Origin of the sequence: Kiloniella litopenaei (assembly GCF_000982415.1) — a bacterium.
GTDB lineage: Bacteria > Pseudomonadota > Alphaproteobacteria > Kiloniellales > Kiloniellaceae > Kiloniella > Kiloniella litopenaei.
The window spans coordinates 473,454-495,513 of sequence record NZ_LANI01000003.1 but is presented as its reverse complement, the minus strand read 5'-3'; the positions used below and the strand labels follow the sequence as shown (position 1 = coordinate 495,513).

Sequence of the window (22,060 nt, the reverse complement as noted above, 5' to 3'; positions counted from 1 at the left end):
CTATGGTATTCGGAACGAAAAAGGCGATTGAGGTAACTCAACCGCCTTTTGGTGTTTTTCGGGTAGGGGGATCTTATGAAAGACCTTTGCCCATAACCCGGGACATCCTTTGTGCGAATGTTGCGGCATCGGATGGCATCTGTCCTTCGAGAATTCTGGCCTGATCCAGCAGAAGCCAGGCAATGTCCTCGAGCTCTTTGGCTGCGCCGTCTTCCTTGATCAAGTCTGAAAGACGTTTGACCAGATCGTGTTTCGGATTGATTTCAAGGACCCGTTTACTGGCTTCATCAACCTGTTTATGGCTGCGCAGAATGCGTTCCAGATGGATATCCATGTCACCTTCATCGGCCACAAGACAGACAGCAGAGTCGGTGAGGCGTTCTGAACTGCGGATATCCTTGACTTCCCCTTCCAGGGTCAGTTTCATATAACCGAGCAGGGCACCGAGTTCTGCTTTATCTTCTTCTTTGTCCTTTGATGAATCATCTTTGTCATCTGCACTGTCAATCTTGTTCAGATCTGCGCCACCTCGGGTCACAGATTTGAAGCCTTTACCTTCGTACTCGTTGACTGATGTGACCCAGAATTCATCGACGGGGTCGTGAAGAACCAGTACATCCACATCTTTGGCTTTGAAACCTTCGATCTGTGGGCTGCGACGCAGAGCCTGTTCGTCTTCACCAGAGATATAATAGATATGCTCTTGGCCCTCTTTCATGTTTTCGAGGTAATCCGCGAGGCTGATCCAGCTGTCGGTTTTGATGGACTTGAAGCGGCAGAGTTTCAAGAGAGCATCTTTTTGCGGAAGATCTTCGTAGAGACCTTCTTTGAGAACAGAGCCAAAGTTTTCCCAGAATTTCAGGTATTCTTCCTGCTCGTTCTCGGCTTTTTTATCGAGGATGCCAAGGACACGTTTCACGATACCGCCGCGAATTTTACGCAGCATCGGATTGTCCTGCAGCATTTCACGGCTGATGTTGAGGGGCAGATCTTCTGAATCAATAACGCCCTTCAGGAAACGCATATAGGCGGGAATAAGTTCCTGACAGTCATCGGTGATAAAGACACGGCGGACATAGAGTTTCACGCCGTGTTTACGATCCGGGTGAAAAAGATCAAAGGGTTTGCTGCCAGGAATATAAAGAAGACCGGAATATTCCAATACGCCTTCAACGCGGAAGTGTTCGCGTAACCACGGGTCGTCATAGGCATGGGCAACGTGATGATAAAACTCTTTGTACTGTTCGTCAGTCACGTCGGATTTGCTTCGTGTCCAGATTGCAGACGCTGAATTCAGAGTTTCCCAATCGCCATTGTTTTCAATGCTGCCATCTTCATTCTTTTCTGGCGCTTTTTTGAGACGGATCGGAATGGGGATATGATCGGAATAGGTTTTGATAATGGTGCGAAGACGTAGTTCTTCGCTATATTCTTTTTGCTCTTCTTTCAGGTGCAGGGTGATTGAGGTTCCGCGACCTGGCTTTTCAACTTCGGCGATGGTGAATTTACCTTTGCCGTCAGAATCCCATTGCCAACCTTGATCTTCGCCTGCACGGCGACTGGTGACGCTGACTTTGTCGGCAACCATATAGCTGGAATAGAAACCAACACCGAACTGACCAATCAGATTGCTGCCGTCCTTGCTGCTTTCCATCTGCTCCATAAAGGCGCTGGTGCCGGAACGTGCGATGGTACCAAGATTATCAATAAGCTCTTGGCGGTTCATGCCAATGCCGTTATCGCTGATGGTGAGCGTGTTGGCGTTTGAGTCTATTTCCAAGTCGATCCTGAAATCCGGATCGTCTTTCATCAGGTCACCATCTGTTACTGCCAGGTAGCGAAGCTTGTCGCACGCGTCAGACGCGTTGGAGATAAGTTCGCGCAGGAAGATTTCTTTATTGGAATAAAGCGAATGGGCCACAATGTCCAAGAGGCGAGAAACCTCGGCCTGGAAGGAAAGTTGTTCCTCAGACATGATTGTATAATCCACCTTTTAACTAGTCGAAGTAATATTGCTAATCTCTTGGTCACTTGTATCAAGAGCAAAAGACATATGGCTTAATAAAGACAGTTTTTCAAGGTATCTCGTTTGGGGCGGACATAAGGGTTTATTCAAAGCAGTTGCAGGAATTTTTCGATCCTGTAAAAACGAACAGATAATTTATTGTGATTGCTTGATCCGTCTATTCGGACAAAGGATTTAATCATTATGTCTGATCGGTTTTTGAAATCGGTATTATTGGCTTTTACCTTGATACTTGGTGGGTGTGCTGCTGGACCAAATTCTTCGCCAAATATGGTTTTTGAGCGTAAGGGGGTGGCTGTTCCTACCATGGCGCAATATCAGTATTGCCACGGCTACGGTTGCGCGAGACAAATAACCCTGACAGTGAGTGATGCAGATAAACAAGGGTTAATCAAAGCCTTTGGTGCACCACAAAACCCGCAACAAGAACGAGCATCCATGGCAAATGCTGTTGCCTATATGGAACAAATGAATGCCCCGAAAGCGGGGACAGAAAATGATATTGGCGGGACCTTTACCGGGTATGGGCAGTCAGGGCAACTTGATTGTGAAGATGAATCTATAAACACCACGACTACGTTGATGTTCTTGAATGAACTTGGGCTGATCAAACATCATAGATTACGGTCTCAGGTGACTCGTGGTTTTTTTATTGGCGGATGGCCCCATACTTCAGCAGCTGTTGTGGATATTTCAACGGGGCAGAGCTACGCCATTGATTCCTGGTTTGAGAATAGTGGTGTGAAACCGCATATCGTGCCCTATGAAATGTGGTCTTCTGGATGGGATCCTGAGAAAGACGGTCCTGTTCCTGCTGCACTTCAATAAATCTACTGGGAAATGTCGTAAACGTGTATTGGTTATGAAAGCTTAGCCAATACGATGACCGAGATTTTCTGGCGGTATGACCGTGGTAATAACTGCTGTAAGGGTAAGTATTGCCAACACGAGTACGATTTCAGTTTTTATTGACCGTTTGAGTTTTTGGGCTGCCAAGGGGTGGCCTGTTTTGAGCTGAGGGACCAGTCGAAGCTTATTTATGGCGGCAAAGCATAACAACAGAATTACAAGACTGAGCTTTCCAAGGAGCATTAAGCCATAATCAGTTGTCAGTCCTTTGATCCCCCCAACAATGAACCAGGTCATGCCAACACCTGTCGCAAGCAAAAGGGGGATTAGAAAAGCAGCTATGTTCCCAAATCGCTCTGACGTATCTGCGGCGGTTTGTTTTTTCTGATCGATCAATGTCAGAAGGGGGATAAAGCTGCCGACCCAAAAACATAGAATAGATAAATGCACAATAATGAAAATTTTCAATAACCATACTGGTGAATAGAAGCCTGTATGGCCTGATAAAGCATAAGAGGTTGGAATTGATAATAAAATCAACAACCCATAAACAGGGTGGTGTATTTTGGAAGCAGAGATGATTCCAAGCAAACCTAACCCCAAAAATATTTGGGCATGACCTGCTGTGGAAGACGCCACCAGATTAATCATATCAGGGTCGTAAAGCGCATCTATCTCTCCTGCGGAAAGCCAGATGACTTGTGTTCCTAAGTTGATAACAATAAGCGTAATTCCCAGGAAGCTTGACCTGGTGATGAAGCTAAATAGCTTAACTTTTATGTCGTTGGTTTCTGTGGAAAATGTATAGAGAAAAAGTAACGTGCCGCCTGAAAAGAGGCTACAGCCATAAATAACGGTTTTCAGAAATACTAATAAATAATCCGTATTCTCGATCATAAGAATATCTTGGTTCTAAGGAGCAATAGTAAAGGTAATTTGCCCCTTGATCGGGTGCCCATCTGCCGAAATACCTCGCCAGATAACTCTATAGGTTCCTGCCGCTAATGTCTGGGGGATTGCTACTTTTTCTTTCAGAGCTTTTGGGGCTTTATCGTGCTTTAAAATAAGTTCTTTACCTTGATAATCCAGCAACTTCATAGCTGTAATTTTCAGAGTGTCAGAGAAAATCAATTTGATCTCGTCCGGTGACGTTGCAAGTGTCGCCCCGTTTGCTGGAATAGTTTGAGCAACTTTTGTATGTGCGAAACTCAGGCTTGGGATGAATACGATAAATAAAAGAACAACCAGCAATTTGACAGGGCGCGAGGAAGAGATGTTCAACATTTTTCTTGCCTACTTTCATATTGATCATTGTCTAAACCGTAAACCTTCTAGCAGGCGAAAGGTCAAGAGGTTGACGACTCAAAACAAGCTTTCTCTGTGAAACCAAGACTGCTTCATAGACGACAAAAGATTTTTTACATGAAGTTGCCTCTATAGGGTGTGCGTTAATAATTTTTAATACCTTTGGTTTATTTTGGGAGAGTATTTTAGGCATTTAATTAAAATGCCCCGCCTTTTGAACTTTTTTTGCAAGACGCCATAAGGAATACAAGGCTTTGAACTTACTTCTAATAGATGATGACAACATTGATCGGGAAAATTCTATCAGAGCACTGGATAGGTCGGGGTATCCCCTGAATATTACAGAGGCTGCCTCTGCTGAAGAAGGCCTGAAATATCATAAGGACAAGAGTTTTGATATCATCCTGTTAGATTATAAACTGCCAACAATGACTGGTTTGGATTTGTTAAGGGCCTTGAACGAGTCCAGTCATGCAAATATCGCCGTTGTCATGTTGAGTAATATGGAAGACGAAGATCTTGCCATTAAGTGTATAGAGGCGGGGGCACAGGATTTTATTGTAAAAAATGAAGTTACAGCAGCCAGGTTGATCCGGGCAATTCGACATGCAAAAGAACGGTATAAAATTGAACAGGAATTGAGAGAAAGCCAAAAAGAGCTCCAGTTCCTTGCAGAAAAAGATCCGCTAACCGGTCTGTCCAATCGCTATGTATTTGAGACCAGTCTGGATGCCGCGATTCCCTATGCGAAACGGCATTGCCGTGGTCTGGCACTTTTGATGCTGGATCTGGATAATTTTAAGAATATTAATGATACGCTAGGGCATTCCATCGGTGACAAGCTGTTGGTCGAAGCTGCCAAAAGATTGAGCGCTTTGGTGCGTGAAGGGGATATTCTTTGCCGCATTGGTGGTGATGAATTTGCAATCCTCGTCCATAATATTGATAATCCGTTGTTATTAGAGCACTTGACCAGAAGAATTTTAGCGGCACTCACGGAACCTTTTGTCATAGATGATGCCGAATTGATAATCACAACTAGTATAGGCGTGGCGAACTATCCGGATTGCGCAACGGATGCCGCACAGCTTTTCAAATGCGCTGATGTTGCCATGTATCGCTCGAAAGAAATGGGAAAAAACCAGACCCATTTTTATTCAAAAAAAATTCATGATGCGATTCATAGAAAGGTCGAACTTGAGCGTGAACTCCATAACGCTGTCGCCCATAATGAATTTGTTGTCTACTATCAGCCACAATATGATTGCATCAGCGAAGAAGTTATCGGTGCGGAGGCTTTGGTTCGCTGGCAGCATCCAGAGAAGGGGCTTATTGGTCCTTTTGAGTTTATCCCCATTGCAGAAGAAATTGGCCTGATTGATAAAATTGGTCAGTGTGTATTGGAAACTGCCTGTGCCCAATTGGGAAAGTGGAATAAAATATATAGCCTTTCGGACGGGAATTTTTCTGTTGCCGTTAACTTGTCCCCGCTACAGTTGAGCTTGCATGGGTTTGTGAAGAATGTTCAGGACGCATTGGCGGCGCATAATGTCAGTCCACGACAATTGGAATTTGAGGTGACGGAAAGCACCTTGATCAAAGGGACTGATGCAAGTGCTCAAGTATTACTGGGTCTCTCTAATCTTGGAATTCCCCTCGCCCTGGATGATTTTGGTACCGGGCACTCATCTTTATCTCAATTGCAAAAATACCCATTTCAAATTTTGAAAATTGATAGATCTTTTGTTCAGTCCATCGAAGATAATCCTCAGGATATTTTGTTTTTAGAGGCAATAAATGCTTTTTCCAAAACATTGGGCATTCTTACTGTTGTTGAGGGTGTTGAAACAACGGCACAGAAAGAATGGTGTCAAAAGCTGGCCTTTGACCGTATCCAAGGATTCTATTTTGCAAAGCCGATGCCTGTGGATGAATTTGAGATACTGCTTTCAAATGCGAAATTACCTGTCTGAAATCATTTATCCTTCCTAAACAAAGCGATCCCTTTTTTGAAATTTTCAGGAAACGTAAAATGGCCGAGGTCAATAAAGCTGATTCACTAGAAACCGAAGAACGAAGTCAGCTGGTACGCAGAGGATCTTTGCACTGGGTTCACTGGTTGGTGGTTTTTTTATCAATTATTTTGACGGTTGGCGCTTGGTATATTGCCAGTGAGCAGGTTGCTCAAAAAAATCAGGAAAAATTTCAGCGTCAGGCCGAACAGGTAATCGGCCTCGTCGAAGAGAGAATGCATCTTTATGAAAATGCTCTTTGGGGTGGGGTTGCTTTTTTGGATGCTAACAGAGGAAAAACAAATTACTCACAATGGCTTATCTATGCAAGTAGTCTTGATTTAGATCAGGTGTATCCGGGGATCAATGGGATTGGCGTGATATACAATATTAAGCCCGCTCAACTTGAAGACTATCTTGCGGAAGAACGAAAACTACGCCCGGACTATGGTTTACACCCGGCACACAAAGAAAAAGAATACTGGCCGATCACATATATCGAACCATCCAAGAATAATGCAAAAGCCGTGGGGCTTGATATGGCCTTTGAAAATAACCGTTATTCAGCGATCCAAAAAGCAAGAGACACAGGGAAAGCACAGATCACAGGTCCTATTGTGTTGGTTCAGGATGCAAAAAAAACACCTGGTTTCTTGTTCTATACGCCTTTTTATAAAGAGGGGAAAAAGCCAGAAACCATTGATGATCGTCGCGCTGATATCGTTGGTGTAACTTATGCACCCTTTATCATGAGCAAGCTGATGTTGGGAACACTGGCGAGTGAAAATCGACAGGTCCGGATTAAAATCAGCGATAATGAAACCCTTTTATATGCAGATGATGATCAAGGTGCGAATGCTGCTAATCCCAGGGATGATAACCCGCTTTTTGTTAAAAATGTTGGGGTTGAGATGTACGGTAGAACGTGGCTATTCAACATTGAATCCGGCTTGAGTTTCAGAGAAGATCCATCCAATGATCAGCCGTCCTGGATTTTGATTGGGGGATTGGTGATTGACAGCATGTTATTGGCATTGTTCGTTTTTTTGACCAGAGTTAATCGTAAAGCCTTGGCCTATGCTGATAAAATGACCGCGGCATTACGGGATGAATCACAGCGTTTGATAAAAACCAATCATGATCTGGAGCAGTTTGCCTATGTTGCGTCACATGATCTCAAGGCCCCCCTTAATTCCATAAACCAGGTTGTTAGCTGGATTGAAGAAGACTGCAGGGATTTGTTGCCCGAAAAGTCCAAAGAACATATCGGCATGGTCAAAGGACGTTGTCAGCGAATGATGACTTTGTTGAAAGATTTGTTGGACTATTCAAAAGTTGGTCGGTTTGAATATTCCAGTGAGCCAGTTTCTCTACGACAAATATCTAATGATATTTTAGTTTTACATGGGAAAGACCAAAAGTTTTCATGTGAAGTGCCGGATATAACCATTAATATACCTCGTGTTCCATTAGATATTGTGCTGCGTAACCTTATTTCAAACTCAATCAAGCATCACGATAAAGAGAACGGCATTATCAAGATTATCTATGAAGAGCGTGATCATGGACATTTCATTCGGGTTGAGGATGATGGCCCGGGAATTCCTGATGATATGCATAGCAAAGCATTGGAAATGTTTCAGACACTTCAACCCCGAGACAAGGTTGAAGGAAGTGGTATGGGGCTTGCTATGGTCAAGAAAATCGTTGAGCACCACAAGGGGACATTTCAATTGGAAGAAAATCGAGAACGGGGTACTTGTTACATTATCTTTTGGCCTTTCGAATAAAGGAATATTTTGATAACTGTAACGCCTGAACTTACGGAGAATTGTGGATGAAAGCCGATACAAGCGAAGTTACCTTATTGCTGGTGGAAGATGATGATATTGATGCAGCATCTATTGAGCGTAGCTTTCTGAAACAACGGATTGGTAATTCCATTATCCGGGCTCATGATGGTGTGGAGGCGTTTGAGTTATTGAAAGGTGGGGCTGTACCCTATCCCTTTATGGTTTTGCTGGATCTTCAGATGCCCCGAATGAATGGTTTGGAATTTCTTGATAAATTACGCGCTGATCCAGAACTTGATGATACCTTGGTTTTTGTGTTGACAACGTCAAAATCGGACCAGGATATCGTCGAAAGTTATAATAAAAAAGTAGCTGGCTATTTTGTGAAAGAAGAAGCAGGGATCAACTTTATTGATGTTGTGAACATGTTTGAAAGCTATTGGCGGGTGTTGCATGTACCAACTGAACCTCGGACCTTGTAAAGTTCTCAACCTAATTGCTTTGGACGTGGTCTAAATTTATTGTCCATGGTGTCTTGGTCGATTTCGTTTAGCAAGCTGAAAAGCTGCTGTTTTATTAGTAGGCTTGGCGTCTTAATTACATTTTCTTCTGTTGATTTTCTGTGTATAAAATCATCTCATAATTTTTGATTTGGATTTTTACGTGTTCTGTAATTACCACCTCCTTTGTGTAGGAGGGATAGATGAGCTTTCTCGCATCAGCTAAAATCACAGCCGTTCTTGGGCCGACAAATACGGGTAAAACCTATTTGGCGATGGAACGGATGCTTGGTTATAGCTCGGGCATGATTGGTTTTCCCTTGCGGCTATTGGCCCGGGAGAACTATGACAAAGCCGTCGCCATAAAAGGGGCCTCAAAGTGTGCCTTGGTGACGGGTGAAGAAAAGATCTTACCCAAATCTGCCCGTTATTTCTTTTGTACAGTTGAATCCATGCCGGTGGATAAGCTGGTCGAGTTTCTGGCCGTTGATGAAATTCAACTGGCGGCGGATGAGGAACGGGGGCATATCTTTACCGACAGGCTGTTGAATGCACGCGGCACCGCCGAGACCATGTTTATGGGATCGAGCACGATAGCGCCGATCCTTAAAAAGCTTGTCAGGGATATCGAGTTTATTGAACGGCCCCGTTTTTCAAACCTGAGCTTTTCCGGTAGCAAAAAGATTGTACGCTTGCCGCCACGGTCCGCAGTGGTTGCTTTCTCTGCGACAGATGTCTATCAGCTGGCTGAAACCATTCGCCAGCACCGGGGGGGAACCGCCGTGGTGCTGGGGGCTTTGAGTCCGCGGACCAGAAATGCCCAGGTGGAGTTGTTCGAAAACGGTGATGTTGATTATCTGGTGGCAACTGATGCAATCGGGATGGGGCTGAACCTTGATGTGAACCATGTGGCCTTTTCCAGAATGGAAAAGTTTGATGGCCGTATTTCACGTTACCTCTATGCATCAGAAGTCGGACAGATTGCCGGACGCGCTGGGCGCCATACCCGGGACGGGACCTTTGGAACCACAAATAATGTCGGTCCGTTAGATGACGATCTGATCGCCCGTGTCGAGAATCATGATTATGACCCGTTGCGTGTTATCTATTGGCGCAATGCTGATCTGGACTATCGTTCGCCAGAACAGTTGATTGCTTCTTTGGAAAGACGGGCAGATGACAAAATTCTGTCACGAGTGCGCGATGCGGAAGATCACCAGGCATTAATGGCGCTGGCACAGGAAAGCACTGTTCAACACAGCGCAACAAACCCGTCACGGGTCAAGCTGCTTTGGGAGGTCTGTCAGGTTCCGGATTTCAGAAAAATTCTGACAGATCAACATATTCGGTTGCTTTCTCAGATATATCATTATTTGATGAGCAACCATGGGGTGCTTCCGGAAGATTGGATTGCAACTCAAATCAAGCGTATTGATCGCATTGATGGCGACATTGATACTTTGGTATCGCGCATTTCTCATATCAGGACCTGGACCTATATTAGTCATCGGTCAGACTGGATAAGAGATAATGAGCATTGGCAAGGCGTCAGTCGTGCGATAGAAGATCGGTTATCGGACGCACTTCACGAGCGTCTAACTCAAAGGTTTGTCGATAGACGGGCAGCAAAATTAGTACGAAGCCTTCGGGCGGGAGAAAATATAGTGTCAGCGGTTAAAGCAAATGGTGATGTTATTGTCGAAGGTGAACTCCTTGGGCGTATCGTCGGGTTCTCTTTTGTTCTGGATGAAAGTCTTCAGGGATCGGATATCAAGCCGGGGCTGACAGCTGCGCGCAAAACATTGCTGAGTGAAATGCCTGCACGGGTCTCGATGCTCGAAGAAGATAACGACGGATCGTTCCTGTTGAATGATTCTGGTGAGCTGACGTGGCGTGGTATCCCGGTTGGCAAGCTGATCAAGGGCGAAAGCTCACTCAACCCTGCTGTTGACGTCTATTCAACCGAGTTCATTGATAGCCCGATGCGCGAAAAAATCAGACTCCGTCTTGTGGGGTGGTTGGAACGTCATCTGCGGGCACAACTGAAACCTTTGTTCTATTTGTCCGATGCCAAACTTGAGGGAACCGCTCGCGGTATTGCTTTTCAGGTCATTGAAGGCTTGGGCCTGGTTCCGCGCTATCTGCTGCGCGATCAGATTAACGGCCTGAGTAAAGCTGACCGGAAAGCCTTGGCGGATCTGGGACTGCGCCTGGGGCGGGAAAGCGTTTTTCTGCCGAATTTGAATCGCCCAAGGCCAAGTCGGATTCGTGCGCTGCTATGGGCGGCATGGAACGAAACTTCTGTTCCCGAGCTCCCTGATTTCGAGAGCAAATACTTCACACCGTCCGACGCGCAGAAAGATATTTTTTGTGCATCTGTTGGTTACCGTCATCTTTCAAACCGCAAAGGGCGTGAGCTTGTTCTGCGGGCTGATGTTTTGGAGCGGATTTCCCACGAAGCCTATAAGCTGCTTCGCTTGAGCAAGGATGACGGCGAAAAGAAATCGGATAAAAAGGAAGCTGATTCCAAAGCTAAAGTTGTTGAAATTGCAACGCCTGCTGTAGAAACGCCGATTGTTGATGATACTGCTGTTACTGCGTCTGATCCCAAAGCGGGTTCCGAAGTCGAGGTGAAAGCGGTGGATAAAGCTGAGAGTGAAGCACCCGAAGCGAAAAAAGCAGAAGATGATCTGAAGCTTCCAGCGGGATCCTTCGTGATTAATGACGAAATGAGAAAAGTCTCTGGTCTGGATGACCAACAGATTGCCTTTGTTCTTAAATCTCTGCGGTTCCATCCAAACAGACTAAAGGGCGGTATCACGGCCTTTGGCTTGCGGGGGCCGAAGAAACAGGACCCCAGAAAAAAAGAAGCCCGGAAAAAACAGGTCGAAGCTGAAAAAGCCAGAATGGCGGATTCACCTTTTGCTGTGCTTCAGGACATGTCTTTCAAACGCTAGATGGGTCTGCGATGGCTGGTGATGAAAAGGCAAGTCTTCGCATTGATAAATGGCTTTGGTACGCCCGTTTTTTCAAAACCCGCTCAATCGCCAGTACGGTTTGTAATGGTGGCCGGGTACGTATCGGTGGCAAAGCGGTAAGCAAAGCCAGTCAGTTGATTAAGCCTGATGATGTCCTGACTTTTACGCAGGGGGCCAACATACGTGTTGTTAAAATCCTGGCTTTGGGAAGTCGCCGTGGGCCAGCCCCAGAAGCGCGTGAATTGTACGAAGATCTTGCCCCGATCGATAATCAGAAATCCCCGAAGGCCGTTCCTATTGGGAATACTGCTGTTCGCGATATGGGGGCGGGGCGCCCGACGAAAAAAGACCGTCGAGATATAGACAAGCTTCGGGAAGCAGATTGATGGGGGCTTTTTGCCTTTATCATAACTATGCCCTTTAACAGGAATAGAAAGGTTGTTGCTTAGATGATAGTTGGGTCTTGTCTTTGTAAAACAGTCACCTTTGAGATCTCTGGCGAATTTAATCAGTTTTTTCTTTGTCATTGCTCGCGCTGTCAAAAGGGAACGGGCACGGCTCATGCCGCCAATTTGTTTTCCACAACTGCGGTAATAAATTGGTCTTCAGGCCAAGAGAAAATTAAGACGTATCGGGTGCCGGAAACGCAACACTCAAGAAGTTTTTGTTCTGTGTGTGGTTCGGCGGTTCCCAATATGCAAATGGGAGGAGAATTGCTCGTGGTGCCTGCTGGCAGTCTGGATAGTGATATATCCATTCGCCCAAATGCTCATATCTGTATGTCTAGCAGAGCTACTTGGGATCGGGACTTAGTGGCAATACCTAAAGTTGATCACCTTCCGTAGAGAAGGGATATTACTCTTCTATTGATATCATTAATTCTTTAGCTTCTCGTAATACTGATCCTTGGACAGTGAGACGTTGGTGTGTGGCGTGTTAGAAGCGGGTAAGAAGAATCCCTGTTCCGATAGAAAAGGCGGCCAACCACCTGACGATCCCGGCTTTTTCTTTCAGCAAGAAGACTGCAATGAACATTGCGAATAGCACACTGCTTTCCCGTAGGCCGGAAACCAGCGCGATTGGGGCTTTGGTCATTGCCCATATGGCAATCCAGTAGGATCCGAGCGAAAGAGCGCCAGCTACCAAACCGCTTTTCCATTCCGGCAAGGTCTTTGTAATTGCTCCTCTGCCTCTAAGCACCAAAGCAGAGGCCAGCATGATCAGGCTATCGCCAGCGAATAGCCATAGAGTGAAGCTTGATGCATTGAAAGACAGCCGTGCGCCGATCCCGTCAACGAGTGTATAGGCAGCTGTAAAAGAAGCTGTGCAAAAGGCAAAGACCAGTGCTTTTCTTGAGAGAGGTGGTGTGTCAGGCCCCTTGCTTATTGCCATGGCCATGATGCCCAGACCGATAGAGACAATGCCAAGGGCGTTGGTCAGTGAAAGCACTTCACCCAGATACAGGACGCTAATGACAGAGACGATTAACGGGGCTGTTCCTCGTGCGAGCGGATATATCTGGCTTAGGTCCCCCAAAGCATAAGCTTTGATCAGGAAAAATTTGTATCCGACGTGTAACAGGATAGAGGCAAACAGCCATGGCCAGGCATCACCGGCGATGGCGGGGAAAAAGGGAATGAGGGTGAAGGAAATCGCACCTTGAAAAAGTGAAAGTAAAAGAATGGCCGAAAAGCGGTCCAGACCAATCTTGATAACGGCGTTCCATCCGGCATGCATCAAGGCGCCAACCATTATGGCAAGAAAGACGATTGTGTCCATTAAAAGAGGTGCTTTCCGATTGCGGCATTAAAATAATTGATTATGATTTTTTCTCACTTTTGAAAAAGTTTGTTGATTAAATCGTTTGATTTACAAAGAATAAATCGATCATTTCTCTAGTATATGTGAGAAAAACTATTATGAATCGATCGTCGTTACCGCCCTTGAATGCAATCCGGGCTTTTGAAGTTACTGCCCGAAAAGGTCGTATGATTGATGCCGCGCAGGAGCTAAATGTTACCTATGGGGCGATTAGCAAACAGATCCGTCATCTCGAAGATGTCATGGGGGTGCGTCTGTTCGAAGGGCCGCGCAATCGATTGCAGTTGACCGAGGCGGGGGTAAAGTTACAGCCGCAATTGACGGCAATTTTTGATCAGCTTGAAATGACTATTGCCAGCGTTGTTGATAGTGAAGAGGGGGCATTGGATGTCGCCTGTATCGGAACCTTTATGATGCGATGGCTTTTGCCGCGTTTACATCGCTTTTCCGCGCATTATCCAAATATTGATGTACGTTTGAGTACAACGACGGTGATACCTAATCTCGCAAATGCCGCGTGCGATCTGGCGATTGTTGTGGGCGATAATAGTTGGCCACCAAATGTTGATGTTACTCCTTTGTTTGCTGAATTGGTGGGGCCGGTCATGACTCCGGAACTGGAAACGCGATTTGTTGTTTCCGAGACGCAAAGTCTTTTGGGGCGGGAAGAGGTGCCTTTGCTACACAGCTTAACCCGAAGGTCCGCTTGGCAGGATTGGTCCGAGGTCACCGGTATTTCGGTGCCAGATACTGATAAGGGGGTGGAGCTGGAGCATATTTATTTTATGCTAGAGGCCGCGATGGGCGGATTGGGCGCTGCCATCGCCCCTTGGGCATTGGTAAGTGAAGATATTCGTGCTGGCCGTCTGGTCGCGCCGTTCGGCTTTGTGCCCAATGGCCAAGTTTACACTGTTATTTCTCGCGATGCGCAACGGAAAAAGAACAAAGCATTTTTATCATGGATCCAAAACGAAGCGATGTCTTCGCCGCTTTGGAGTGATCTGGGTGGTACTTAGCCCTAAACGTTGGTCGTTTTCTTGAACTGTAGAAAAAGATTATTGGCTGGCATGGTATGGATTTTGTGAAGAACAAGGCCATGATTATGACCAAGGTTTCTTACATCATCGAGCTGTCGAATGCCCCATGATGCATTTCGCTCCTTCAGCCATTGATCAAATTCGATATTTGAAGGGGCCGTTTTCACATCGCTTTGGAAGAAGGGGCCATAAATAAACAGATGACCATTTTCGCTCAGAAGCCTTGATGCCCCTTGCACGAGGCCGATTGCAGCGTCCCAAGGGGCGATATGTATCATATTGGCACAGATGATGGCGTCGGTTTTATTTTGGAATTGTGCCTGTTTTTCTTTTCCAAGCCCCCAGTCGTCTTGCATAACATCAATATGAACAGGGGGGGATATGTTATTTGCTTCCGATGCCTGAATATGCGCCTTGATGCTGGGAAAAAGATCTCTGTCATATTCACTGGTTTGCCAGCTAATGGCGGGTAAGCGCGCCCCAATCCATGCGGCGTGTTCACCTGTTCCGCTGGCAATCTCTAGTAACGTTCCTGTTTCCGGCAGATTATTTTTCAAAACCTCATAAATCGCTTCTCTGTTGCGTTCTGTTGCCGGGGCATAACGTCTGTGGTCAGCGACAGGTGAAGATGATTTTGCGGGCTGGGAGGTCATGATAGCTGATCTGCGAAATGTTGTTTAAACGCCGGGGTGACACTAGATTATAGATATGCTTAATGGGGCATGTCTTCAAGATACTGTCTTGAAGAGGTTGATCGCAGGATTTTTTGGCGTGTCCCTGTGTCTTTAGATAATGGTTGAGGACAGTTATTTGTTTGGTCGGATAAAAGAATTGTTGGGGGAAATTACCCAAAAGCCGCAAGGTGCTTTGGTTCATCATAGCGACAAAAAAGTTGCGGCGGCTGCTTTGATGGTCGAAGCCGCCGGGATGGACGATGATTTTGGTCCTGAAGAGCGGGAAAAGATTATCGAACTTATCCAGAGTCGATTGGGCTTGAGCGCTGAAGATGGTGTTGAGCTGCTCTCACTTGCTGAAGAGAAAGCGGGGAGCTCCAGTCAACTTTTTGCCTTTACACGGGTTATCAATGATAGCCATAGCCCCGAAGAACGCACAGAGTTTATGGAAATGATGTGGGAAGTTGTCTATGCGGATGGCGAATTGCACCATTACGAAGCTAATTTGATGCGGCGAATTGCCGGGTTGCTCTATGTGTCTGATCGCGATAACGGTGATGCTCGTAAAAAAGCTCTTGCTCGTTTGGGCTTGAAAGGGTAGGCCCTTTTTCATAAACCCAAACGGGAATGCCAAAAAATAACACAGGGTAAATCCTGTAGTTGGTCAGGAGCCAAGTGGAGATTAGACGATGACATATGTCGTCCTGGAAAATTGCATTAAATGCAAATATATGGACTGCGTTGAAGTTTGCCCCGTGGATTGTTTCTACGAAGGGGAAAACATGCTCGTCATTCATCCGGATGAATGTATTGATTGCGGTGTTTGCGAGCCAGAATGTCCTGCGGAAGCAATTCTGCCTGATACTGACCCTGCTTCTGAGTCTGTGATGGACCTCAACAAGAAGTGGGCAGATATCTGGCCGAATATCACTCGTATGGGTGAAAAGCCTGCTGATGCAGATGAATGGAATGGTGTAGGCAATAAGCTACAGGATCATTTCAGTGAAAAGCCTGGCGATACAGGCTGATTAAATGCGTGAGCACCTGTGACAGGGTGCTCTACGGATCATTCTCTGTTTCGATCATTCCCTGTTTTACGGGGGAACAAAAATCTGAGTATCACAAAGCTTTAGATACTCTTCAGAACATAGATTGCTTGGTATCCATCGAACTATGCTCTAATTGCGTGGCTGGCATGTGCTATGCGAATATTGAAATTTTACTGTAATTACTGTATAACATATCCGTTACGGATGGATAGCTGGTACGGTGTTGGACAAAGAATATTCCTTCGCCTTTAGTAAGTTTCACTTAACAACGAACTTCTGACCCTGCCAATTTTTTAATTGAGTGGGGATGCTGTATCCATGCGTTTTGGTACGTTTTCTGGTGCTTTTTTATAAGTCAGGGATGGCTAAGCTCGAAAACATACCTATATGAATGTAGAGTCTGGTTAAATTGCAGGCCGACAAAACGGAGAGATGAGATCTAATGGGTAAACAAGCAGAATATAGTGCCGGTGATTACGTGGTCTACCCAACCCATGGTGTAGGACGCGTTCAGGGTATTGAAACCCAAGAAATTTCTGGCGTTACGCTTGAATTGCTTATTGTGACTTTTGAACAAGACAGAATGACATTGCGTGTGCCTTTGGTACGTGCCGAAAGCTCTGGCCTGCGTAAACTGTCTAGCCGCAAACTTATGGAAGATGCCCTGACAACACTCAAGGGGCGGTCACGTGCGAAACGGACAATGTGGAGCCGTCGTGCCCAGGAATACGAAGCAAAGATTAATTCCGGTGATCCGGTTTCTATCGCTGAAGTTGTCCGTGACCTGCACCGTGGCCCCGAACAACCAGAGCAATCCTTTAGTGAGCGCCAGATGTATCAGGCCGCTCTCGAGAGATTGGCCCGTGAATTTGCTGCTGTTGAAGATATCGACGAAGATACCGCAGCAGTAAAACTAGAAGAAATGCTTGCAGCAGCCTAGTTTTACGGAGAACATGTGAAACGCGGTTCCGTTAACGCGGGGCCGCGTTTGTATCTTCTTCGTCTTTAACCGTCCGTTTGTCGGGCAATCGAGCGAGAATATAGCGCTTCTTTTTCAAGCTCTCATTTCTCGCTATAGCTGTAACAGGGGTACCGTCCTTTCCATGGGCGATGTGCAAAAATTTGCAATCCTGACTGCCACACACCGTATTTGGGCTGTTAGTGCCATCCACGGTGAGGTTGACCCATTGCGAAATATCCATGCCGCGCTTGAAACGCGATTGAGACGTGGTGATCGCGTTATCTATCTTGGTAACTTTATGGGCCATGGCGACAAGGTCAGTGAGACTCTGGACGAACTTATTTCTTTTCGACGGTTTTTCCTTGCCAGATATCAGAATTTTGCCCGCGATATAGTCTATTTAAGAGGCTCACAGGAAGAGATGTGGCAAAAGCTGCTCCAGTTACAGTTCGCGACAGACCCGAGGGGGGTTCTTCAATGGATGCTGGATCAAGGGGTTGGTGCCTCTCTACAAGCCTATGGCTTTAATCCGCAAGAAGGTTTCCGCGAAGCAGCGGCAGGGGCAATGCAATTAACGCGCTGGACCAATAAAGTCCGTCGTGCCATGCAAGAAAAACCGGGTCACTATCAGGTCCTGGGCCAGTTAAAGCGCGCGGCCTATCCCGATAACGGAACGACCCTTTTTGTGAATGCGGGGATCAATCCCAGTCGTCCATTGGAAACTCAAAAAGATAGCTTTTGGTGGGCAAATAAGGGCTTTCAACAGGTCAAGGGAAACTTTGGCCCCTTTACGCGTCTTTTCCGGGGTTATGACCCTGAACAGGCTGGCCCAAAATATGACGAGTTTGCGGTTACACTTGATGGCGGTTGTGGGTTTGGTGGCAAGTTAATCGCAGCTTGCATAGGCCTTGACGGCCAGGTTCTGGAAGTGCTGGAAAGCTGATGCGACGGGCCGACCGTTTATTCCGTCTGGTTCAAATTTTACGTCGTGGCCGCTTGATTACCGCGGATAAACTTGCCGAAGAACTGGAAGTTTCCACTCGTACCGTCTATCGAGATATCAAGGATTTAATTGGATCAGGTGTCCCCGTAGAGGGCGAGGCTGGCGTAGGGTATTTGCTTTATGAAGGGTATGATCTGCCGCCTTTGATGTTTGATGCCGAAGAACTGGAAGCACTTACCTTTGGTATGACGATGGTACAGGCGTGGGCAGACCCCAAACTGGCACTTGCTGCAACCGACGTTCTTCAAAAGATTGACAGTGTGCTACCGGACCTGTTGCGCCCGAGGCTGGCCAAACCAAATTTGGTTGCACATGGTGATGCCTTGCCTGAACCCATTACGATTGATGTCGGTGATTTACGACATGGCATTCGCAAGCAGAATAAAGTTCTGATTAACTACCGGGATGGTCGGGGCGATAAAAGCCAGCGCACACTTTGGCCGTTGGGGTTACAGCTTTATCGCGCGATCTGGATGTTGGGTGCCTGGTGTGAATTACGCAAAGGTTTTCGCGTATTCCGACTTGACCGTATCGAACAAATGATTGTTCTGGAAGAACGATTCCCCAATGAAAGAGGGAAGACCTATGATGATTTCCTCAAGCACCTAGAAGCAACAAGCCCTTAAATTGTAGCTTTATCATTTTACGTGACATTGTTCTTTAACGGATTTTTTAGTTCATAGGCTTCTGTCTCAGCTTCTCTTCCGCGCAGGGCAAAAAAGCCTTTTGGCGTTGTTTCCATTTTTGAATCTGATTTTATATAATTCCAAGTCGCCGCTGAAATAAGTGTTTTTGCAGTCTCCGTGCTGTTGGCAAGAACTTCTTTTGCCAAACTTTCAAGACGTTGTGCCGTGTTCACTGTATCACCGATTAGGGTATAATTTACTCTGCCCTTGGCACCAATATTACCAGCCACGGCCAAACCGCTATGTATGCCTATCCGAATGTTGATAGCGGGCAGGCCCATCTCTTTTCTTTGGCGATTATCCTCTTGCAAGGCCTGTTCAATACGTAGAGCCGCCTTACAGGCATGCTTTGCATGATCATCCATTTGTGTTGGTGCGCCCCAGAAAGCCATCACTGAATCACCAATATATTTGTCGATGGTGCCACCTTCTTGCTCGATAATAGCACCCAAGAGATCAAAGTGATGGTTAAGAAGATTGGCAAGCTCTGTGGCGGGCATTGATTCGCTAAGGGGTGTAAAGCTGACGATGTCGGTAAACATCACGGTGATTTCCCGTTCTTCCGAGATAATGCCTTCGCCGTTTGTCTCCATCAATTGCTTTACCAGCTTTTTAGGTACGTAGTTCTCGAACCATTTTAGCCCACCCAGCATTGAATTATAGGCCGTTGCGGCTGTATCAAGCTCTCGGAACATACTTCCGGGTAATCGTTGCGTGTGAACGAGATCCAGTTGCCCAACCTGCTGCGAGGTTAGCGCAAGCCGCTGGAGGGGCATGGCAATGAATTTTCCGGCAAAAAATATAATCACAACGGTGATGAGTGCAATGACCAGTGCTGCAATACCCGTTAGATACAGGCGTTCATAATATCCCTCTAGCTCTCCTTCCATAAAATAAATGCCAAGTGTTAAGTCATCAAACCCATAGGCAGAAAAGCTGGTGTGGAGAAAAGAAAGCTCACCTGCAAAAGAATCAACGGCGTGGCCTTTGATATCCCCATTACCCAAAACTTCGGTGAAATCGTAAAGGGGTTCATCCCAGATTCGGCGCAGGTTACCATCGATGACCTGGTTAAGAGTCGGGAGTGGGTTTTCCGCAGATAAGCCCGAACGGCTCATGTCAATCAGAGAGGGGTGAGCAAGTACTCGATTACGGTTGAGGAGAAGATAGGTGTGATTGCCTGTCTCTTTATCGAGTTTGTTGATGTAATCTGATAGTGAACTAATCGAGATAATGGCCCCTATCGCACCGATAAAGCGATCGCCTTGATAGATGGGATGAAAAACGGAAATATGGGGTTCTTTTAGTTCTTCGATCCAGATAATGCCGCCCCAATAAACACCATCTTCCCGGCTCGCATCCTGCAAAATGGATGCAAAACGGTACTCGTTATCATTTTTTTGGTTTCGGCTAAAAAAAGAAGTTTCATCGAACCACCCTGCCTGTACTGCCGATCCGTCCGTACGCATTAATGACATGCCACGAACCTGAGGTGTTGCCGCCAGGGCACCTTTTATCGTCTGGGTAATGGCTTTTTCATCGTTGGGGTCCAGTAAACCCTGATGAACCAGTTCAGCCATATAGGTTACCTGGCTCGCCGCTGCATTCAGATTGTTATCCAGATGTGAACGGATAGAGCCAAAACTGACTTCGGTTACCTCTTGGGTCAGGGCAAAGGTATTATCCTTGGCTGTGTCAAAAGAAAGCCAGATAACGATGGCAAGCGCGACCATGGTCATACCACCAAACCCGAATGACAAGGCCATGGCAATTGATGGGCGCCAGTGTTTTTTGACAGCACATTCCATGTGGGGGGAAAGGGGATCAAGGAGGTGCTTGTTAGTCGTATCTACCAAATTTCAGATTCCAATTACTCGGTAACGAGTTTAATTTTTTGCCCGCGAACAAGCTGACTGTTTTTATGTAATCCGTTAAGAACAAGTAACCGTTCCAGTTTGAAATCTGCAAAAGGCATTTTTCGGGCCAGACTGTTTAACGTTTCACCCGACCGGACGGTATGAATCTTGATTCGATAGGGTTTTAATTTGGCAGCTTCCGCATTGGATAGTTTCTTAAATGAGTATGTGGTGCGTCTGAAGTCTTCTGAAAAGCGATTTGTTTGGCCGGGGTTTGTAATAAAGGTAAAGCGATACACTTTACCCCCGGCATAACGAATAGCAATTAATCGAAAGTCTTTCTTCCCGTTCCTGGTATTGATCTGTGTACTACCTGTAACAGCTTCCATGCCATTGACCGTTATCTTTTCAACACCATTAAGGTTAATCTTTTCCGCCCAAACATTTGTCAGGTAGTTCCTGAGACTGCCGCTAACGTTTCCTTTTGCGCCGTCAAAGATAATAAGCGAATCATCTGGGCCGACTGCGGCAACTTTTGTCTTGCTATTGATCAAGCGAAAGCCACTTGGTGCGGTAAAGGTAAGTTTTAGTTCCGGGTGAGAGAATTTTTGTCCACGAATATAGCCTTGTGAAGGGTTGTCCCCGTAGAGCATACCATCGATTTTTTTGAGATAGACGTCCCGCCCGATAATCGGATTTTTGACTGTTTTTGTGCCAGCCTGTTGTATGGCCCGTTGAATGCGATCTGCTGTTCTTGGGTGTGTTTGCATGATGTTGAATTGATCAGCGCGCCCGGGATCCCCTGCGATTTCAGCATCCAGTCGACTACTGGCCTGAAGCTGGCTTAAGAAGTCACCCATTCCATTGGGGTCAAACCCACCACGGGAAAGATAACGTACACCCAAAAGGTCAGCTTCGAATTCCTGATCCCTAGAAAAGCTTTGTACTGCGACAGCTCCGGCGGTGCCGACGGCCTGGGCTGCCTGTCCGCTGCCGGTTAAAATGCCAACGCCAGCGGCAAGAATATTTGCCGTCATGGTCGAACCATATCTTTCGGCGGAATGCTTAGCAGTGACGTGTCCGATTTCATGTGCGATCACACCGGCAACCTCGGCCTCATCATTGGCCAAAGCCAAAAGGCCGCGTGTGGTGTAAACGTACCCGCCAGGTAAGGCAAAAGCGTTGACGACAGGACTGTCCAACAGGGTGAACGTGAATTTCTGATCAGGCGTCTCAGAGGTCTTGGCAAGGAAGTTACCTAAGCTGGTGATATATTTTGCGAGCGCGGGATCTTCATCATAAGTCCCACCGAATTCCTTGACGATTTTGACATGTTCGCTGGCCCCAAGCTTTTGTTCCTGCGCAGGGGTTAGTCCTCCATTAAAGAAGGTACGCCCCGTTGCCTCTGATGTTGAACAGCCAGAAAGCAAAGGCCCAGCTGAAACAAGGGCAAGAGCTAATAGGGGTGTTTTGAAACGGGAAAGAATTGTCATGGTCATCAGTTCGCGCT

At 46.3% G+C, this 22,060-nt stretch carries 20 protein-coding genes; 13 read left to right on the top strand and 7 right to left on the bottom strand.

What is annotated here, in order from left to right; all coding sequences use genetic code 11:
• Positions 1 to 73: 73 nt before the first annotated feature.
• Positions 74 to 1,975 carry a molecular chaperone HtpG gene (htpG, locus tag WH95_RS06385; RefSeq protein ID WP_046504449.1) on the bottom strand — a complete coding sequence of 634 codons (1,902 nt, stop codon included), beginning with the start codon at positions 1,973 to 1,975 and terminating at the stop codon, positions 74 to 76.
• Between the two features lie 234 nt (positions 1,976 to 2,209).
• Between htpG and WH95_RS06380 the strand changes: the two genes are divergently transcribed.
• Entirely contained in the window at positions 2,210 to 2,854 is a 645-nt protein-coding gene (locus WH95_RS06380; protein ID WP_052741837.1) for a hypothetical protein, read from the top strand.
• A 42-nt stretch (positions 2,855 to 2,896) separates the two neighbouring features.
• Here the strand turns inward: WH95_RS06380 and WH95_RS06375 are convergent, their stop codons facing one another.
• A complete protein-coding gene (locus tag WH95_RS06375; protein ID WP_052741836.1) occupies positions 2,897 to 3,772 on the bottom strand; it encodes a copper resistance D family protein in 876 nt (291 codons plus the stop codon).
• A 15-nt stretch (positions 3,773 to 3,787) separates the two neighbouring features.
• Positions 3,788 to 4,159, bottom strand: coding sequence for a copper resistance CopC family protein (locus WH95_RS06370; RefSeq protein ID WP_052741835.1), 372 nt, complete (start codon positions 4,157 to 4,159; stop codon positions 3,788 to 3,790).
• A 275-nt stretch (positions 4,160 to 4,434) separates the two neighbouring features.
• On the opposite strand from WH95_RS06370, the gene WH95_RS06365 reads away from it, so the two are divergent.
• The 6 genes from WH95_RS06365 to WH95_RS20910 all read left to right on the top strand — a co-directional run bounded on the left by WH95_RS06365 (position 4,435) and on the right by WH95_RS20910 (position 12,308).
• Positions 4,435 to 6,153, top strand: a complete 1,719-nt coding sequence (locus tag WH95_RS06365; RefSeq protein WP_046504447.1) for a putative bifunctional diguanylate cyclase/phosphodiesterase — start codon at positions 4,435 to 4,437, stop codon at positions 6,151 to 6,153.
• Positions 6,154 to 6,212: 59 nt separating this feature from the next.
• Positions 6,213 to 7,982 (top strand): CHASE domain-containing protein, encoded by a 1,770-nt coding sequence (locus WH95_RS06360; protein WP_046504444.1) that lies wholly within the window; start codon positions 6,213 to 6,215, stop codon positions 7,980 to 7,982.
• 47 nt (positions 7,983 to 8,029) lie between these two features.
• Entirely contained in the window at positions 8,030 to 8,467 is a 438-nt protein-coding gene (locus tag WH95_RS06355; protein WP_046504442.1) for a response regulator, read from the top strand.
• A gap of 221 nt (positions 8,468 to 8,688) precedes the next feature.
• Positions 8,689 to 11,442, top strand: coding sequence for a helicase-related protein (locus tag WH95_RS06350; protein WP_046504439.1), 2,754 nt, complete (start codon positions 8,689 to 8,691; stop codon positions 11,440 to 11,442).
• An 11-nt stretch (positions 11,443 to 11,453) separates the two neighbouring features.
• Positions 11,454 to 11,849, top strand: a complete 396-nt coding sequence (locus WH95_RS06345) for an RNA-binding S4 domain-containing protein (RefSeq protein ID WP_046504436.1) — start codon at positions 11,454 to 11,456, stop codon at positions 11,847 to 11,849.
• Positions 11,850 to 11,912: 63 nt separating this feature from the next.
• Positions 11,913 to 12,308, top strand: a complete 396-nt coding sequence (locus WH95_RS20910; RefSeq protein WP_082114014.1) for a GFA family protein — start codon at positions 11,913 to 11,915, stop codon at positions 12,306 to 12,308.
• A gap of 91 nt (positions 12,309 to 12,399) precedes the next feature.
• On the opposite strand, the gene WH95_RS06340 is transcribed toward WH95_RS20910, so the two are convergent.
• Positions 12,400 to 13,242: an EamA family transporter gene (locus WH95_RS06340; protein ID WP_046504433.1), complete on the bottom strand. Its 843-nt coding sequence runs from the start codon at positions 13,240 to 13,242 to the stop codon at positions 12,400 to 12,402.
• Between the two features lie 140 nt (positions 13,243 to 13,382).
• Between WH95_RS06340 and WH95_RS06335 the strand changes: the two genes are divergently transcribed.
• A complete protein-coding gene (locus tag WH95_RS06335; protein WP_046504430.1) occupies positions 13,383 to 14,300 on the top strand; it encodes a LysR substrate-binding domain-containing protein in 918 nt (305 codons plus the stop codon).
• Positions 14,301 to 14,302: 2 nt separating this feature from the next.
• Here the strand turns inward: WH95_RS06335 and WH95_RS06330 are convergent, their stop codons facing one another.
• Entirely contained in the window at positions 14,303 to 14,974 is a 672-nt protein-coding gene (locus WH95_RS06330; protein ID WP_046504427.1) for a DUF938 domain-containing protein, read from the bottom strand.
• Positions 14,975 to 15,113: 139 nt separating this feature from the next.
• Here WH95_RS06330 and WH95_RS06325 point away from each other — a divergent pair, with 139 nt between their 5' ends.
• The 5 genes from WH95_RS06325 to WH95_RS06305 all read left to right on the top strand — a co-directional run bounded on the left by WH95_RS06325 (position 15,114) and on the right by WH95_RS06305 (position 18,634).
• A complete protein-coding gene (locus tag WH95_RS06325) occupies positions 15,114 to 15,596 on the top strand; it encodes a tellurite resistance TerB family protein (protein ID WP_052741834.1) in 483 nt (160 codons plus the stop codon).
• Positions 15,597 to 15,684: 88 nt separating this feature from the next.
• Entirely contained in the window at positions 15,685 to 16,023 is a 339-nt protein-coding gene (gene fdxA / locus WH95_RS06320) for a ferredoxin FdxA (protein WP_046504424.1), read from the top strand.
• 463 nt (positions 16,024 to 16,486) lie between these two features.
• Positions 16,487 to 16,984: a CarD family transcriptional regulator gene (locus WH95_RS06315; RefSeq protein WP_046504421.1), complete on the top strand. Its 498-nt coding sequence runs from the start codon at positions 16,487 to 16,489 to the stop codon at positions 16,982 to 16,984.
• Positions 16,985 to 17,147: 163 nt separating this feature from the next.
• Positions 17,148 to 17,948 carry a hypothetical protein gene (locus tag WH95_RS06310; protein WP_046504418.1) on the top strand — a complete coding sequence of 267 codons (801 nt, stop codon included), beginning with the start codon at positions 17,148 to 17,150 and terminating at the stop codon, positions 17,946 to 17,948.
• Positions 17,948 to 18,634 (top strand): helix-turn-helix transcriptional regulator, encoded by a 687-nt coding sequence (locus WH95_RS06305; protein WP_046504415.1) that lies wholly within the window; start codon positions 17,948 to 17,950, stop codon positions 18,632 to 18,634. The genes WH95_RS06310 and WH95_RS06305 overlap by 1 nt, the downstream gene beginning before the upstream one ends.
• A 17-nt stretch (positions 18,635 to 18,651) precedes the next feature.
• Here the strand turns inward: WH95_RS06305 and WH95_RS06300 are convergent, their stop codons facing one another.
• Together WH95_RS06300 and WH95_RS06295 are read right to left on the bottom strand one after the other, a co-directional pair.
• Entirely contained in the window at positions 18,652 to 20,550 is a 1,899-nt protein-coding gene (locus WH95_RS06300; RefSeq protein ID WP_157845903.1) for an adenylate/guanylate cyclase domain-containing protein, read from the bottom strand.
• 14 nt (positions 20,551 to 20,564) lie between these two features.
• Positions 20,565 to 22,049, bottom strand: coding sequence for a M48 family metalloprotease (locus WH95_RS06295; protein WP_052741833.1), 1,485 nt, complete (start codon positions 22,047 to 22,049; stop codon positions 20,565 to 20,567).
• Between the last annotated feature and the right edge of the window lie 11 nt (positions 22,050 to 22,060).

Excerpts from the sequence above, each read along its gene's own strand:
- htpG (WP_046504449.1), bottom strand. The coding sequence starts at position 1,975 with ATGTCTGAGGAACAACTTTCCTTCCAGGCCGAGGTTTCTCGCCTCTTG.
- WH95_RS06380 (WP_052741837.1), top strand. The coding sequence starts at position 2,210 with ATGTCTGATCGGTTTTTGAAATCGGTATTATTGGCTTTTACCTTGATA.
- WH95_RS06375 (WP_052741836.1), bottom strand. The coding sequence starts at position 3,772 with ATGATCGAGAATACGGATTATTTATTAGTATTTCTGAAAACCGTTATT.
- WH95_RS06370 (WP_052741835.1), bottom strand. The coding sequence starts at position 4,159 with ATGTTGAACATCTCTTCCTCGCGCCCTGTCAAATTGCTGGTTGTTCTT.
- WH95_RS06360 (WP_046504444.1), top strand. The coding sequence starts at position 6,213 with ATGGCCGAGGTCAATAAAGCTGATTCACTAGAAACCGAAGAACGAAGT.
- WH95_RS06355 (WP_046504442.1), top strand. The coding sequence starts at position 8,030 with ATGAAAGCCGATACAAGCGAAGTTACCTTATTGCTGGTGGAAGATGAT.
- WH95_RS06350 (WP_046504439.1), top strand. The coding sequence starts at position 8,689 with ATGAGCTTTCTCGCATCAGCTAAAATCACAGCCGTTCTTGGGCCGACA.
- WH95_RS06345 (WP_046504436.1), top strand. The coding sequence starts at position 11,454 with ATGGCTGGTGATGAAAAGGCAAGTCTTCGCATTGATAAATGGCTTTGG.
- WH95_RS20910 (WP_082114014.1), top strand. The coding sequence starts at position 11,913 with ATGATAGTTGGGTCTTGTCTTTGTAAAACAGTCACCTTTGAGATCTCT.
- WH95_RS06340 (WP_046504433.1), bottom strand. The coding sequence starts at position 13,242 with ATGGACACAATCGTCTTTCTTGCCATAATGGTTGGCGCCTTGATGCAT.
- WH95_RS06335 (WP_046504430.1), top strand. The coding sequence starts at position 13,383 with ATGAATCGATCGTCGTTACCGCCCTTGAATGCAATCCGGGCTTTTGAA.
- WH95_RS06330 (WP_046504427.1), bottom strand. The coding sequence starts at position 14,974 with ATGACCTCCCAGCCCGCAAAATCATCTTCACCTGTCGCTGACCACAGA.
- WH95_RS06325 (WP_052741834.1), top strand. The coding sequence starts at position 15,114 with ATGGTTGAGGACAGTTATTTGTTTGGTCGGATAAAAGAATTGTTGGGG.
- fdxA (WP_046504424.1), top strand. The coding sequence starts at position 15,685 with ATGACATATGTCGTCCTGGAAAATTGCATTAAATGCAAATATATGGAC.
- WH95_RS06315 (WP_046504421.1), top strand. The coding sequence starts at position 16,487 with ATGGGTAAACAAGCAGAATATAGTGCCGGTGATTACGTGGTCTACCCA.
- WH95_RS06310 (WP_046504418.1), top strand. The coding sequence starts at position 17,148 with ATGGGCGATGTGCAAAAATTTGCAATCCTGACTGCCACACACCGTATT.
- WH95_RS06305 (WP_046504415.1), top strand. The coding sequence starts at position 17,948 with ATGCGACGGGCCGACCGTTTATTCCGTCTGGTTCAAATTTTACGTCGT.
- WH95_RS06295 (WP_052741833.1), bottom strand. The coding sequence starts at position 22,049 with ATGACCATGACAATTCTTTCCCGTTTCAAAACACCCCTATTAGCTCTT.